Raw genomic sequence first — 14,424 nt, 5'->3', positions numbered from 1 at the left:
TCTATGACAGATAAAGTATGGTTCACTCGGTTAACTTAGATGTCTGAATTGAAAGCGTTCTAATTTAAAAATAAGCTGCGCTGTGAAACTTCTGTAGTGAACTTTCACAGCGCAGCTTGTAGTTGTGCTCGTATTTACAATATTTATTGCATCTTATTCTGCTTTAATTGAACGCAATCGCTTATCGAATATGCAGATAAGCACCAGTATAAAGTGGATAAGAGCAGCTATGACAATTATTCCTGACTCTGCATGTAGAGATGGAATGGTCATGTGGGAATAAGCGTAATCCCATAGCGGATAGCTTACTGCTCCTATAGCGGCAACAACTGAGATGAATACAGACATTACCTGTCCAACGAGATTATCATCTACTGCATGAATAAATACTGTTTGGAATGGTGGATTTACTACTCCTTGGAAGAAAGCAAAAAGGAAACCAAACACGACTGCTGCTATAGCGTTAGGCGCTAATGCCAGTCCTATTATAGAAAGAGTCACTAGTATATGTGAAAGAGTGAGTAGCATAGAGAAGGACATTTTGCTGGACACTTTTGGCGCGATGAGATAGCTGAGGGCATACCCAAGTGACATTGCGCTTAAATACCAGCCATATCCTTCTGCACTATGTAGAACCATTGAGAATAAGAGGACTCCAGCAAAGCTTATGCCAGTAGATGCGATAGCTTCGAGTATTGCAAATGGAGCTAAAGTCCTGTACGTTTGGTTTTTTACAAATGTTGCCATTCCCCTAGCCCAAGTTGCCAAAAAGCCTTGAGAATATTCTGGATTTTCATCTGCGACGTCTGAAGTATAAATTCCGGTTCTAACTGCATGCTTGTAAATAAAATAAATAAAAATTATTATTCCTGCTAATGCGATAGTTTCTGTAAATAGAATTGGAATGTATAAATATTTACTACTCGCAAAACCTGCAACTGCTGGTCCTACTAATGTACCCATGAGGCTTGTAAAGCGAAGAAGTGAAAGAACATTAATAAGATCATCATTTTTTGTTACACGATTAACAAAGGAAGTAATAGCAGGAAAATAGAAAGTATCACATGCTGTCGTAACCATTACAAGTATACAAACACACCAAAATAGGAGCAACTTGTTAGCAGATGGGGTTGAGAAGGATACCGATACAATTGCGATAATACATAATCCCGCAATCATTCTTGCTAAGCATGCAGCAACTGTTGTCCTGAAAATTCCTACATGCTCAGCTAGTGCTCCTGAGAAAAGGCCTGCTACTAATTCACTTATTGCAGTGAGGGTGAGGTAAAGCGATAAATAATGGCTTGACTGCTGAAAACCGATAAAAAGTGAGTTCAATAGCCATAATTGAATAGTAGTTGAGGCTAGTGTAGTTGCATAGTTAGAAAGAAAATCACTAGCTGCTAAACGCAGATATCCGCGGTAAGGTTTAAATAGATTCGTCAAGGTTTGCTCGTTTCGCGAAATTACATTGCCAAATTATTGCTTGAGAGATGCTATCGGCACTAGTAGTGAAGTATGTTGTAAAGTCGTCGTTATCCCAAATCTGTTGCTGTAGGTTCTTGTCATCACGCACTGTGCTAAAGAGTTGAATAATCTGCTCGACGCAAGATAATGTTTTCTTTATATAGAAGTATTGTTGTGCGAAATCGACTTCTACTTGCTCTCCAGGGATAGTCGTATGTATTTCTTGGAATGTCCGTAGCAAATCAATTGTTTTAATAAGCGATATTTTACATGTCTCGAAATATTCTTGTATTGAATGGATGGTGGATGTTTTTGCTGTGTTTGTACTGACGATAGTGGCTTCAAGTGCAGCATTTGCTTTGAAAAAATATTCTGTTGCTTCAAATAGAGAAGCGCAATATGCTGCACTTGATTTCACATACTCATCAAACATTTCTTCGTACGAAGTCATGTTCATTATTAACCTTTGGTGTGAATATGTGCGGATAAATTATGCCTAAATCATATGAGGATATGGTCGAGGTCGTGGGTTGATTCCGCCGCGCTTGCTATTCTTGTTCATCTTTGCCTCCTTTCATAAGAACAATGCTGTATCTTATTTGCATCTTCATCTATGAAGATACAAATAATCCTAATACAGGATTCGCATTCTTTCCAAGTGTGTCTCTTATTGTGGAATAATTTTATATAAAAATTAGTAGTACATTATTAGACCTTAACTATTTACCAGTCTCAGCTCGTAGTACGTGTTTTCTGATATCCCTACTGTTTGGCAGAGTCCGGCTATTCGTATGTCAGGATTCTTTCTGTGGAATTGGTGGATAAGGTGTAACGCTTGGCTTCAATCAAAACCCTCAACTCTGCTCGCCATCTGGTCGAGGAATATGCTGACTTGCTTGTGTACTTGTTCTGGCATGCCGGACTGTGTGTAGTCGGTGTTTTCCCGCCTGTTGATGCAGCGTTCAATCCTTTTGCGCCCGATGAGGGTGGACGGCATTCCAGCCTGTGCAAAAATAACAGACGGTCTGACACCGTTATCGTATTGCTGGACAGCGTCTTTGTGGAATTGGCTTGTGTAGTAGATTCGTGTGGCTGTCGCGTGTTTGATAGCTGGAAGACTGTTGAGATAAGCACGTTGACTAGGGGTAAAGGCTGTGTCTTTTCTACTCATGAGTATGAACCGTTACGTGTGAAAGATTAATAAGAAATCAATAGAGGAAGAAGAAAATATAGAGTGAGGGGCCACACCATTGCACGGAGATAGTCCCGTGTGCATGTGCGACCCCTCGCCAGTTAATACTAAGCGTGTTTACGGGTTAATGCTTACGAGCATTTTCCTTGTTACGCTTAGTGATCATGATGCTTGCTCCTGCGCCCAGGGCTGCAAGAGCAGCGATAGCGATAGACACGACCGCGCTACCAGTCTGAGCCAATGGTGCAGCAGTAACACCGTTCCAATCATCAGAATCTTCGACTGGAGTGTCATAGCACACACCCGTATTACCACCATTACCATTATCTCCACCGTTTGGGTCGAATGGGTGATCGTTATGGGATGCGCATGGCACGATAGGTGTACCAGTCGTGTGACCACGGTCGGTATGATTCATCGTGTTCATACCAGTCAACGTGCCCTTGACTTCTACGTATTCGCCAGGCTTTAATACCAGGTTAGACCAGTTTGCTGGATACTCCAGATTAGTTACCGTACCGGAGCCTGCGATAGTCTTATCATCTAACGTGATCTTGGTCAGGTTGACTTTACCGGTGTTGATGATACGGAACACAATCTTGGTGCCGTTCTTGGTAGACTTCAAGGCTTCGCTTGGTGTGTTACGGTCTCCCGCTTCAAGACCAGATGCTGCGTCGTACTTGATGAGTTTAATAGCAGGGGTCTGGTCTGGGGTCTTGGTCCACACCATATTGGATTCGCGTTCAACATCATTCATGGTTTCCACGAACGTGTTTTCTACGCGATCGCTTACGCCCAAACGGGTCATTTGCACGTACGCTGTCCAGGACAAGTCACTATCCATAGCAGATGCAATATCAAGGAACTGTTGTGTTGCCTCTACAGTAAACGCACCATTAGCCTCGGTGAAAGTGAAATATCCGGCATCAACACCGCTACCGTCGATACGGCTACCCTTGGAGATCACAGTGCCGTCAGCGAGCTTAATGTCGTTGTTGACATAGACTGCCCACTGGCCGGTTAGCTTGTCAAACTTTTCATCATAATCATCCACGATGCGCCAATTCTTGATCTGCTTGTAGGCACGGTTACCAGCGATCTTGGAGCTATCGAGACGATACAAGAACTGATGATCCTTATAAATACTCTTACCATTCGCACTTTCGCCATTAACCTTAACAGTCACATCCTTCTTCGGGTTAATAACCTTTAACGGGTTAGTTACCGTGTTCGTTACATCCTTGCGATCGTTTGTAATCTGGGTGGCAGTGTTCTTCACTACATACCCGTCCTTGACCTGCTTGACTGTCATAGGAAGCACGATGGTGTAATCCTGACCAAGGAGAGACTGGTCGATTGCAGGATCCTTTGTCACATCCAATACCTTGCCAGCGTAGGCCTTTAAATCTGTTGGTTGTGGATCCCCTGGAAGAATATCTCCGAGATACTCCGTGTCTACGGTCTTAGCGAACACGTAGACGACACCATCCTTAACCTGGATATTGAACTTGTTGGTGACGTCCTTACCGGCTGCGTCTAGGATTTCGATATTCTTGTCATTGAGCTGCAAGTACTCATCATCATAGTCATCGATCATGCCGAGACGGTGAACCTTATACGCAGTGTCCTTCAACGTGGCTGCGCTTAAAGTGAGACGGTAGTAAATATCGTCTCCTACGTATGCGGTCTTGCCATCAATATTGATACCAGTCTTGGTTTCATCCTTCTTTTCAGGCTTTGGCTCTACCGGCTTATTCGATACCACGTTAGACGAGGTCAAACTATTGTTGAGTTTCAAACCCCACTGATTATCCACACTATGGTCTGTTGGAGCGTTCTTGGATACCGTGCCTTCGAAACGAACCTGGAAACGATGCTTAGATCCCGCGGTCATATTCGCTGTCACGTAATCCTTGTTGAGTTCGATAGTAAACTCATGCTTCTCGGTATCTGCAGTAAGCGTGTAGTTCTTCTTACTGATGGTGCGACCGGTTTCAAGGTCACGCAGCTCGATAGTCTGCTTGTCAAGCTCAAGATACTGGTCATACGTGTCAGTGAATGCAACAGACTCGATAGCATAACTCAGGTTGTTTGGAATGGTTGGTTCGCTAGTGAGTTCGTATTCCAGCTTCTGTCCTGGCATGACACTCTTACCATTAATATCGTCCTGGTCACCACCCTGAGAGGCCTCAGATATGACTGCCTTTGCTACTGGTGGAACGTAACCACACACGTATGGTTCGTTCGTAGTCTTTGTCTTGCCCGCGGCAGACTCTGAGCCTTTATTCTTCAAACCATGAGAATTGAGGGCTGCGCCTGTGGTTGGATCAGCACAAAACTCGACTTCATCCGTAGCTTTTTTGCCTGCGTCAGCGCGTACCTGGGCTGCACCCTTACCATTTGCATAATTCGCCTTGCCTCCGATAAGCAGCGTGTATTGCATAGGGGTAGCAAGACTACGTGCAGCAGCAAGAGCTTGACTGGTCATGGTAGCAGTAATGGTCGTGCCAGCCTGTTGGATAGTGAACTGGCTTGTCACGTCAGTACCCTTAGTGATGATGTCATCGACTGAGGAGACGGTAGTTGATGCCTCAGGGATTGGAGCAGCATACACATGCACATCACTCATATCTGGATCCCACAAATAGTCAGCAGCCGTGTAATCATCAGACAGGGTGAATGTGTCGAGGCTATCTCCCAGGTTCTCGCCCAAGCTACCGTTAACCACAGAGCCGAGCTTGTCACCATCAAGGATGGTTTGGGTGTCTGCACCGGTGGTGTTGGTATGCTTCGCATCAATAACGGTTGCCCATTTGCCGTTAGAGTATTTTACCCAGGACTTATCAGGGGTAAAGTCCCACAGTTTAGGCTGGTCTTTTGCAAGAACGATAACAATCAAATCAGTATTTGGCGTACTCATACCCTGAGCAGCGAATGAAGCGAGTGTATTAGCTGAATCAATATCATCAAACACTGTGTATTCGCTACCGCCGTGATTATATTTTCTGGTACCGTTCTGTGTTTCGTTGTTCCATGCTGATAACCATTGAGCGCCAGTTGCTTGCGCGCTAGAAGTATTGTTATATTCCGGTTTTGTGATTCCTGGTCCTGCTGTTGTTGCGGTGAAGCCTACACCCCAGATGCGGCAGTCTGCCGAACCAGTGCCACCTCGCGCAGTATACTCTGTTTCACAATCACCGCGAGCCTTGGATAATGCAGCGTTAATTTGCGCTCTAGCTGCTGCTTCGCGGGTAGCAGAGCTACCGATGGCTACACCTTCTGATTGGATAGCGCGCACCACTGCTTCATTATCTGATGCGGAACCTAGGTTATCATCGGTAACCCAGAATGTATTCGATTTATATGTGCCAGATCCGCCAGTGTTTCCACCTGTCCATCCGGCACCGCCAGCGGCAAATGCGGATCCTGTCAACATTGTTGATGCGACAACGATACCAGCAAGAGCGCGATGTGAACCTTGTCGGATCTTGTCTCTCATACTTTTATGCTTAGCGAAAAGCGACATAAAAGTCTCCCTTTTTCAAATTGCTTATTATGAAATGCGAAACCAAAAAGTTTCACATTCAGTAATGAGAAAATGAAAAAATTTTATTTTATATCAATAAAAATTTGGTATTGATAAAAATGGTTGGTTTTAGAAGTCGTCTAAAACCAACCACTATGTAAAGGGAAAATGAGTAAAGATGGAAACTATTTGCTATTAGTTACATCACCGTCACCATCTGGTGTTCCATCGGTATTCCATCCAGTGCCACAGCGATAGATATATCGACATTGATTAGGTGTTCTATGTAATTCATTATATGCTTTCCCGTCAGCAAGGTATTTATCCCAGTCGACCGCACCCGAATTCTTATTCTGTGCTGGCGCACTATAAGAAGACCCACCACGAGTACTTGAACGAGGAGCTCCCGAGCTAGTACGAGCCGCAGACTGGGAACGAGCCTGCGGAGCTGCTTGCGCCGCAGCCGCTGCGGCAGCGTCTGCCTGCTGCTTCGCTTGTATACTTGCGTTTACACTGTCGATTGCGCCTTGGACTGGCTCAAGAGCCTTAGTCAAAGACTCGACGGTTGCTTTCTTATCATTCAACGCTGCGGTAAGCGTGTTTATCTGGTTTTGCAGGTTATCACGAGTAGCATTATCAGCCACTTGACCGTCTGATGAGGAGAGCAGATTATTCATCTCATCAAGCTTCGCCTTCACCATATTCTTAGCATTTTCAAGATCCTTCACATTCTTCGACTTTGTGACCTGAACGACTGAGTTTTTCAGAGCCTTAGTGGTCTTATTAAGCTGTGCTGTAGTCTTATCAAGACTAGACATGGTCGCGTTGAAAGCCTGAGTGTAGGAGATAGCACAATTCAAAGACTGCGCCTTACTTACCTTTTTACTCTTAGCATGCTGGGCTGTGAATGTGGTGTAGGTTTTAGCGTTTGCAACCTGCTCCACACTAGTCACAGTCTTAGCAGTTTCATCAGCATCCTGGCGTGTCTTCTCGTACTGTGCCCACGCTTTGGCGTACGCACTGTTTGCCTGGATGCACGCTTGAGTCTTGGAATCTCTTAAAGACTTCACACCCAGCATACTCGCAACCAGCAAAGCTATAACTACAACAACCGCAGTAGCAATGATGATAAGCTTACGCTTCTTCTTGCTCCCTGGCTTCTGGTCACCGCGACCAGAAATAGCATCTAGTCTCGTAATCTCGGTTTCTTGTTTAATAATCTGATTTTTATCCATATTAGCCATAATTATCCTTCGTCTTTCTATCTATGTTTTTACTATACGTAAATATTCAGGTGAAAGATATATACATACTTAGTGTCGTTCTAATTTTTCTTTCCTAATCTCGATAACTTTTGCTTTATACATAGTAGTGAGAATACGATTGGCAACTTTTTGATATAAAGTCAATATGCTCGTGTGCTCCCCTCATATTGTCTTGTTTTAGAGGCGAACAGCTTCTGTAATGGCACTGCTATCAGGGAATGTGAGACTGATATATATTTGAGTGGTTTCTACACTAGCGTGGCCAAGGAGTTTAGATACTAAGAGAAGGTCGTGTGTACTTTCATATGCATTAGTGGCATATCGATGTCTGAGACTATGTGTGGAGTATCCGTTACCAAGAAGCTGAGAGATGTGATGCGCAATATAGGATGCTTCGACGTGACCGGTCCATCTGCCAGGAAACATGTATCCATGCTTGTTGGCGATGATTTGTGCGAGATCTGGCGCGATGGGGACAGTGCGTTCTTTGCGTCCTTTACCGTGTACAAGAAGCTGGGGATGAGTATTAAGCATCATAATATCGGATGAAGATACTTGTGCTATCTCACTACGTCGTAATCCACATTCTGCCCCGAGCCTGAGCATGGCTTCATACTCCTTGTTACCTCTAACTCGGGCTAAAGCACCACGAATGATGTAATCAGGACATGGATGAGGTATTGCGTATTCTTTACGAATTTTAGGTAACTTTACTGTTGGATTGACATCAATAATTTCTTCTTCAATCATGTATGAGTAAAACGAGCGTATTGTTGAAGAATAACCTTTGCGCGTTTCTCGTTTCCAGTCTTGGTGTGCAAAAAGCTCAACAAGTTGTTGTCCTGTAATATCTTCTGGTGGCTGATTAAGTAGGCGTGCAAGCCGACTGATTTTGTAGTAGCGGCATCTAATCGTATCTTCTGTATATCCACTTGCTTCAAGATATTCCAGCCAATGTGTAACATATGTTTCCCAACTATTAGGGAGTAGTTTTCTTTTGATTTTTAACATAAAAACATAGACTAGAATACGTAGAGAAAAGATTTTACGTATTGTTTCGTTACACGGTTTCAAGTCCGTTTTTTTTTACAAATACATAATATGTGATATACTATATATGTAACTAACCGATAGGATGAAAAGGCTAGTTGGTTTTAGGAAAGAAAGATGAATGATAATGGATTTGACATTGAATCAGATTGTGACAATGAATATTCGTATGCTTTTGGCGGGTCAAAGACGTACGCAAAATGAATTGGCGGAAGTATTAGATATGACACGACCGTCGGTCAATATGAGATTAAATGAAGCCACTCCATGGCGTGTTCCGGAAATAGAAAAGGCCGCAGAATTCTTAAAAGTAGAACCTACGACCTTATTCGTAGCGGGGCATGGATTTGAACCATGGACCTCTGGGTTATGAGCCCAGCGAGCTACCGAGCTGCTCCACCCCGCGTCGGCTACTTTTAGCAGCTCTATCTACGATAGGTGCAAATTGCGATTTGTCAAGTTCTCGGCGTGTTTCTCGCGTAAGTTTCTCGCGTAAATAGTTTAATTCTAAACAAATGTGGAGTATAATAAACAAGTGACTAAAGCGAGTTATTAAGAATTTGCATGCTTGCTATAATCGCAACACTCGTTAATAATCAGCAATATAACTCAAATATAACTCAAATGTACAAACTAAGAGTAGAATCAGCTTTTTAGAGATATATTTTCGTTTCGCACATATGTCAACGAATGAATTTACAGGATTTACGGTTTTACAAACTAGCTTGTGAATAACTTTATACTTAACGCAGCTGTATTGTAAAAGAGTCCTACAAGGAGGCACGAATGAGTGGAGCTATCGAAGTTTTAGCGAAAGCTGCGCATATAAATGTTGCGGCGCTGCTAGCTTCAGCAAAGCCAGAGATGCCAAGCATTAATGACTTTTTGCCGCCAGAGATTTTATTCCAAGGCACACCTTTTGCCATGAATCGAATTGTTATGGTGCGTCTTATTATGGCCGTAATCGTTATGATTATTTTTGGCATTGGCGCAACCCGCGCAAAAGTGGTTCCAGGAAGATTCCAAAGCGTACTAGAAATTCTAATGGACTTTGTGCGATTCAACATTGTGTACGAAATGATTGGCGAAGAGCGCGGCAAGCGTTATGTGCCAATGATAACAACTCTTTTTATAACAATATTCTTCTTTAATCTTTGCTCAGTTATTCCAGGCTTAAATATGGCTGCAACAGCAACTATTACAGGGCCATTAGTGTTTGCTCTTTGGGTTGTATGCCAATACTTAATCACTGGAATTAGAGAAAAAGGATTCTTAACGTTCTTCCGCGAATCCTTGTTCCCAGCAGGCGTGCCATGGCCGATTTACTTTATTCTTACGCCATTGCAGCTGCTGGAATTGTTGATTGTGCGACCACTTTCGCTTACAATCCGTTTGTTTGCGAATATGATTGCTGGCCATTTGCTGGTGGCCACTTGCCTAGTATTCACCAACTTCTTTGTGGTGGATTCCAGCAATAAACTCCTTGCCTTAGGCGGTGCATTATGGCTGCTTGGTGGCATTCTGTTTACAGTATTCGAAATAATAGTCGCAGGCTTGCAGGCGTTTATTTTTACCGTTCTTGCATCTGTATATATTTCGGAAAGTTACCCTGAGAAAGAAGAAAAATCTGCTGTTGCTATTGCGTAAATAGGTAAAACTAATTAAAGCAAACAAATAAGTCAGGTTTGATAATCTTAGGGTTTATAACTGGTTACTGTTCCTAAAGAAAGGAAACCAATGAATAGTATCATCGCTCTCGCAGGATTGACGGGCAACCTCAGCATTCTCGGCTTTGCCGTTGCTACTCTTTCCCCTGCTATCGGAATGGCAATGGTTGTATCCAAGGCTATGGAATCCACTGCACGCCAGCCAGAAGTCGGCAACCGTATTCAGTTGTTCATGTTTATTGGCTTGGCATTCATCGAGGTTCTGGGCTTGCTCGGATTCGTTGCCTACATTATGGGAAGCTGAACCGAACGAAACAACTCGTTCCAACGCATACAAGTGTTGAAAGAATAGAAAGGACAAGCCATGGCATATGCAGCCGAAACTAATAAACTGGCGTTGTTCTTGCCGGAGCCTTACGACGTTATATGGTCGCTGGTTATTTTAGTTGTTCTTGCAGCGTTTTTCTACAAGTTCGTTATGCCTAAATTCCAGGCAATTCTTGATGAGCGTGCAGAGAAAATCGAAGGCGGAATGTCTAAAGCAGCAAACGTGCAGCGTGAAGCTGATGAGTTAAAAAGCCAGATGGAAGAAGAACTCGCCCAAGCTCAAGCAGATGCTGCAAAGACTCGCGAACAGGCTCGTGCACAAGCTTCCAAGATTGTTGATGAAGCAAGACAGCGTGCTGAAAAGGACGCTGCGAAAATCATTAGCGAAGCTCAGTATTCCATTGAGGCTCAGCATAAGCATGCCATGTCCAGCCTCCAAGGAGAAGTATCGGTACTCGCTGCAGCATTAGCTGGAAAGATTCTTGCGTCTAAGCTAGATGACGATACTGTAGGCTCTAAAATCATTGATCATGTTATTGATGAAGTGGGAGACGTTAAGAGTTCGGGTCAAAACAGGTAGTTAAAAGAGTAGCTAAAACGATTTTTTAGTATTACTTAATTGCTACTTAAGTTTTGCATGAATTAGGAGGTAAGAATGCCAGAAAAGGCATCGCGAGTAAGCGAAAACTTATCGCGTTCTTCGCTTGCGCAAGCCATTTCAGATGCTCATGACGAAGCTCAGCGCATATCTGATGAGCTTTCAACAATGATGGATACGCTAGAAAAGTACCCAGAGCTTTCTGACGCTATTACCGATCCAAATAGGTCTTCGGAAGATAAGTCGCGACTGATTGACGAGCTTATTGGAGGTAAGGCGCATCCTGTTGTATTGCGCATTATGCACTATCTTGTAGGTACTTGGCATGGCGGCGCCGAAAGTGGCAAGACGGGCAGCTTTGGAGGCGCATGGTCTGGTTTTGAGCGCGAAGCAGGCGAAACTTTGGTTACGGTTACAACCGCTCAGCCTCTTACGGATAAGCAAATCAAGCGTTTGATTGAGATTTACAGCAACAAGTTGGGTCATCGTGCCTACATAAACCCAATTGTGGATCCAAACGTGCTTGGTGGTATGCGAATACGTATAGGCGATCAAGTAACAGACCGCACAATGTTGATGCAGCTTAAGCAGTTGCAGCGTTCTGCGCGAAATGGTGCTTGGACACAGGCAGTGAAATAAGTTAAATAAGGAGAATTATGGCGGAACTATCTATTGATCCCGCCCTTATACGCAAGGCACTTGACGGGTTCGTTGACTCGTATAAGCCGGCAGACATGCCAACACAAGAAGTTGGTTATGTTGTTACGGCTGGTGACGGCATTGCGCACGTAGCTGGATTATCTGGCTGCATGGCAAACGAGCTTCTCACCTTCGAAAACGACACCCTTGGCTTAGCGTTTAACCTTGATGCTCACGAAATCGGCGTGGTTATTCTAGGCGATTTTACGGGCATTGAAGAAGGGCAGGAAGTTTACCGCACTGGCGAAGTGTTATCGGTGCCAGTGGGAGACGCCTATCTTGGTCGTACAGTAGACCCATTGGGTAATCCAATTGATGGTCTTGGTGCGATTGAATGCAAGGAGCGTCGTATTCTTGAAGCCCAGGCTCCAGACGTGATCCATCGTCACCCTGTGGACGAGCCTTTGTCTACTGGTTTAAAGGCAATTGACGCAATGACACCAATTGGCCGCGGTCAGCGTCAGTTGATTATTGGCGATCGTCAAACTGGTAAAACAGCAATCGCAATCGATACGATTATTAACCAGCGCACAAACTGGGAAAGTGGAGATCCAAAGAAGCAAGTCCGTTGCATTTACGTAGCAATCGGACAAAAGGGTTCAACAATCGCTGCTGTACGTCAAAGCCTCGAAGAAGCAGGCGCTATGAAGTACACAACAATCGTTGCAAGCCCAGCTTCGGATTCTGCAGGTTTTAAGTACATTGCGCCTTATACTGGTTCTGCAATCGGTCAGCATTGGATGTACAACGGCAAGCACGTTTTGATTGTTTTCGACGACTTGTCTAAGCAAGCAGAAGCATATCGTTCGATTTCTTTGCTTCTTCGTCGCCCACCTGGGCGTGAAGCGTATCCAGGCGATGTGTTCTATCTTCACTCTCGTCTGCTGGAAAGATGCGCAAAGCTTTCCGACGATATGGGCGGCGGCTCAATGACTGGCTTGCCAATTATTGAGACCAAGGCAAACGACGTTTCTGCATACATTCCAACCAACGTGATTTCTATCACCGATGGTCAGATCTTCTTGCAGTCCGATTTGTTCAACGCAGGTCAGCGTCCAGCAGTCGATGTTGGTATTTCCGTGTCTCGTGTTGGTGGCGCAGCTCAGGCTAAGGCTTTGAAGAAGGTCTCTGGCATGCTTAAGATTTCGCTGGCTCGTTACAAGTCTTTGGAATCCTTTGCAATGTTCGCTTCCGATTTGGATGCAGCTTCCAAAGCACAGCTCACTCGTGGCGCTCGTTTAACCGAGTTGCTTAAGCAGAAGCAGTTCTCGCCTCGTTCCATGGAGCAAGAGGTTGTTTCTGTGTGGGCTGGTACACACGGAAAGTTAGACGACATTCCTGTAAAAGATGTTTTGCGTTTTGAAAGCGAATTATTGGATTATCTCGATAAGGGAACCGACATTTTGCAAGTGATTCGCGATACTGAAGATTTCACTAAAGAAACAGAATCGAAGCTTGATGCTGCAATTGACGACTTCCGTAGGATGTTTAAGACTTCTGCAGGTAAGCCTTTGATTGTTAAGGATTCTCTGCCTCCAGCTGAAAACCCTGCTCCAGTTGAAAAAGAGCAGCTTGTTGCAAAGCCGAAGTCGGATAATCGTGAATCTGAGGGGAAGTAGCGTATGTCCTCCCAACTTGCATTGAAATCGAGAATTATTTCCACACAGTCTTTAGGTAAAATCTTTAAGGCTCAGGAAATGATTGCGTCTTCTCATATAGCAAAAGCGCGTGATATCGCTCTAAATGCTAAGCCTTATAGCGACGCAATTTTCGATGCCGTGCAGGCGTTGGTAGCTCATCATGAAGCGAATATTAAGCATCCTATTTTTGGTAAAGAGCGTTCGGGTAATCGCGTAGCCGTGTTGGCGTTAACTTCAGACCGTGGCATGGCTGGCGCGTTTACGTCTTCGATTATTCGAGAAACCGAGGCGTTGCTCGCAAAGTTGGATGCGGAAGGAAAGCACGCTGAGCTGTACGTGTATGGTCGCCGTGGCGCAACCTATTACAAGTATCGTAATCGCGATGTTGCAGGCACCTGGGAAGGGTCTACTGATCATCCTGATGTGACTATTGCGGAGCGAATTTCCGATACTTTAATGGATGCGTATATGACTCCAGAAGAAGATGGAGGAGTTTCGGAGCTTTACATTGTATTCACCGAGTTTATAAACATGGTGAGGCAGAAGGTTCGTACGCTGCGCATGCTTCCAGTTGAGCTGGTTCCTTTAAAGGACGGCGAAGAGTTTGCCATGCATCGTCCAGATTACGAGGCAGCTTCTGGTCCTTCGGCTTCGCTTTCGTCTACGGGTGCGGTTTCGGCTCGAGAAGAAGCGGTTAGCCGCAGCAATCCGGACGCTGTGGAATATTGCTTTGAGCCAAGTCCAGGCGAAGTGTTGGATGCGGTTTTGCCAAAGTATATTCAATCGCGTATACACGAATGCTTGCTTACTTCTGCTGCTTCCGAAACAGCTAGTCGACAGAATGCTATGCATACGGCTACAGATAACGCCCGCAATTTGGTGGAGGATTTGACAAGAAAGCTTAATGCTTCTCGCCAGGCTTCCATCACACAAGAACTTACCGAGATTATCGGCAGCGCTGATGCGCTGAATAATGAGGAGGAATAGGAGCAT

General features: G+C 44.5%; 13 protein-coding genes and 1 tRNA gene. 7 read left to right on the top strand and 7 right to left on the bottom strand.

From position 1 onward, the window contains the following. Positions 1–153 precede the first annotated feature (153 nt). From GAVG_RS06005 to GAVG_RS05980, 6 genes are all read right to left on the bottom strand, one after another. Positions 154–1,446 carry an MFS transporter gene (locus GAVG_RS06005; RefSeq protein WP_009993952.1) on the bottom strand — a complete coding sequence of 431 codons (1,293 nt, stop codon included), beginning with the start codon at positions 1,444–1,446 and terminating at the stop codon, positions 154–156. Further along, complete coding sequence (locus GAVG_RS06000) at positions 1,430–1,918, bottom strand: hypothetical protein (RefSeq protein WP_226988337.1); 489 nt, start codon at positions 1,916–1,918, stop codon at positions 1,430–1,432. Before GAVG_RS06000 ends, GAVG_RS06005 begins: the two co-directional genes overlap by 17 nt. Positions 1,919–2,308: 390 nt before the next feature. Beyond that, positions 2,309–2,638 carry a hypothetical protein gene (locus tag GAVG_RS05995; RefSeq protein ID WP_009993955.1) on the bottom strand — a complete coding sequence of 110 codons (330 nt, stop codon included), beginning with the start codon at positions 2,636–2,638 and terminating at the stop codon, positions 2,309–2,311. A gap of 145 nt (positions 2,639–2,783) precedes the next feature. Then, complete coding sequence (locus GAVG_RS05990; RefSeq protein WP_009993957.1) at positions 2,784–6,185, bottom strand: LPXTG cell wall anchor domain-containing protein; 3,402 nt, start codon at positions 6,183–6,185, stop codon at positions 2,784–2,786. A gap of 185 nt (positions 6,186–6,370) precedes the next feature. Then, positions 6,371–7,429, bottom strand: a complete 1,059-nt coding sequence (locus GAVG_RS05985) for a GumC domain-containing protein (RefSeq protein ID WP_004109958.1) — start codon at positions 7,427–7,429, stop codon at positions 6,371–6,373. A gap of 198 nt (positions 7,430–7,627) precedes the next feature. Further along, positions 7,628–8,461 carry a tyrosine-type recombinase/integrase gene (locus tag GAVG_RS05980; RefSeq protein WP_009993958.1) on the bottom strand — a complete coding sequence of 278 codons (834 nt, stop codon included), beginning with the start codon at positions 8,459–8,461 and terminating at the stop codon, positions 7,628–7,630. A 160-nt stretch (positions 8,462–8,621) separates the two neighbouring features. On the opposite strand from GAVG_RS05980, the gene GAVG_RS07630 reads away from it, so the two are divergent. Next, positions 8,622–8,873 (top strand): helix-turn-helix domain-containing protein, encoded by a 252-nt coding sequence (locus tag GAVG_RS07630; RefSeq protein WP_116285258.1) that lies wholly within the window; start codon positions 8,622–8,624, stop codon positions 8,871–8,873. Here GAVG_RS07630 and GAVG_RS05975 read toward each other — a convergent pair. Further along, positions 8,833–8,906: transfer RNA gene (locus GAVG_RS05975), tRNA-Met, on the bottom strand. The genes GAVG_RS07630 and GAVG_RS05975 overlap by 41 nt on opposite strands. A gap of 380 nt (positions 8,907–9,286) precedes the next feature. Between GAVG_RS05975 and atpB the strand changes: the two genes are divergently transcribed. The 6 genes from atpB (at position 9,287) to GAVG_RS05945 (ending at position 14,418) form a co-directional block, all read left to right on the top strand. Continuing rightward, the gene (gene atpB / locus GAVG_RS05970; protein ID WP_013399324.1) at positions 9,287–10,147 is read left to right on the top strand and encodes a F0F1 ATP synthase subunit A; all 861 of its coding nucleotides are present in this window, start codon (positions 9,287–9,289) and stop codon (positions 10,145–10,147) included. Between the two features lie 90 nt (positions 10,148–10,237). After that, a complete protein-coding gene (gene atpE, locus GAVG_RS05965) occupies positions 10,238–10,471 on the top strand; it encodes an ATP synthase F0 subunit C (protein ID WP_004105752.1) in 234 nt (77 codons plus the stop codon). Between the two features lie 60 nt (positions 10,472–10,531). After that, positions 10,532–11,074, top strand: coding sequence for a F0F1 ATP synthase subunit B (locus tag GAVG_RS05960; RefSeq protein WP_004116293.1), 543 nt, complete (start codon positions 10,532–10,534; stop codon positions 11,072–11,074). 75 nt (positions 11,075–11,149) lie between these two features. Next, complete coding sequence (locus GAVG_RS05955) at positions 11,150–11,731, top strand: F0F1 ATP synthase subunit delta (RefSeq protein WP_004114200.1); 582 nt, start codon at positions 11,150–11,152, stop codon at positions 11,729–11,731. Between the two features lie 17 nt (positions 11,732–11,748). Beyond that, positions 11,749–13,410, top strand: coding sequence for a F0F1 ATP synthase subunit alpha (gene atpA, locus GAVG_RS05950; protein WP_013399323.1), 1,662 nt, complete (start codon positions 11,749–11,751; stop codon positions 13,408–13,410). A 3-nt stretch (positions 13,411–13,413) separates the two neighbouring features. Beyond that, a complete protein-coding gene (locus GAVG_RS05945) occupies positions 13,414–14,418 on the top strand; it encodes a F0F1 ATP synthase subunit gamma (RefSeq protein WP_009993535.1) in 1,005 nt (334 codons plus the stop codon). Positions 14,419–14,424: the final 6 nt, after the last annotated feature.

Origin of the sequence: Gardnerella vaginalis ATCC 14018 = JCM 11026 (genome assembly GCF_001042655.1) — a bacterium.
Taxonomy (GTDB): domain Bacteria; phylum Actinomycetota; class Actinomycetes; order Actinomycetales; family Bifidobacteriaceae; genus Bifidobacterium; species Bifidobacterium vaginale.
This window is presented reverse-complemented; position numbering and strand designations above follow the sequence as displayed.

Excerpts from the sequence above, each read along its gene's own strand:
- GAVG_RS06000 (WP_226988337.1), bottom strand. The coding sequence starts at position 1,918 with ATGACTTCGTACGAAGAAATGTTTGATGAGTATGTGAAATCAAGTGCA.
- GAVG_RS05995 (WP_009993955.1), bottom strand. The coding sequence starts at position 2,638 with ATGAGTAGAAAAGACACAGCCTTTACCCCTAGTCAACGTGCTTATCTC.
- GAVG_RS05990 (WP_009993957.1), bottom strand. The coding sequence starts at position 6,185 with ATGTCGCTTTTCGCTAAGCATAAAAGTATGAGAGACAAGATCCGACAA.
- GAVG_RS05985 (WP_004109958.1), bottom strand. The coding sequence starts at position 7,429 with ATGGCTAATATGGATAAAAATCAGATTATTAAACAAGAAACCGAGATT.
- GAVG_RS05980 (WP_009993958.1), bottom strand. The coding sequence starts at position 8,461 with ATGTTAAAAATCAAAAGAAAACTACTCCCTAATAGTTGGGAAACATAT.
- GAVG_RS07630 (WP_116285258.1), top strand. The coding sequence starts at position 8,622 with ATGATAATGGATTTGACATTGAATCAGATTGTGACAATGAATATTCGT.
- atpB (WP_013399324.1), top strand. The coding sequence starts at position 9,287 with ATGAGTGGAGCTATCGAAGTTTTAGCGAAAGCTGCGCATATAAATGTT.
- atpE (WP_004105752.1), top strand. The coding sequence starts at position 10,238 with ATGAATAGTATCATCGCTCTCGCAGGATTGACGGGCAACCTCAGCATT.
- GAVG_RS05960 (WP_004116293.1), top strand. The coding sequence starts at position 10,532 with ATGGCATATGCAGCCGAAACTAATAAACTGGCGTTGTTCTTGCCGGAG.
- GAVG_RS05955 (WP_004114200.1), top strand. The coding sequence starts at position 11,150 with ATGCCAGAAAAGGCATCGCGAGTAAGCGAAAACTTATCGCGTTCTTCG.
- atpA (WP_013399323.1), top strand. The coding sequence starts at position 11,749 with ATGGCGGAACTATCTATTGATCCCGCCCTTATACGCAAGGCACTTGAC.
- GAVG_RS05945 (WP_009993535.1), top strand. The coding sequence starts at position 13,414 with ATGTCCTCCCAACTTGCATTGAAATCGAGAATTATTTCCACACAGTCT.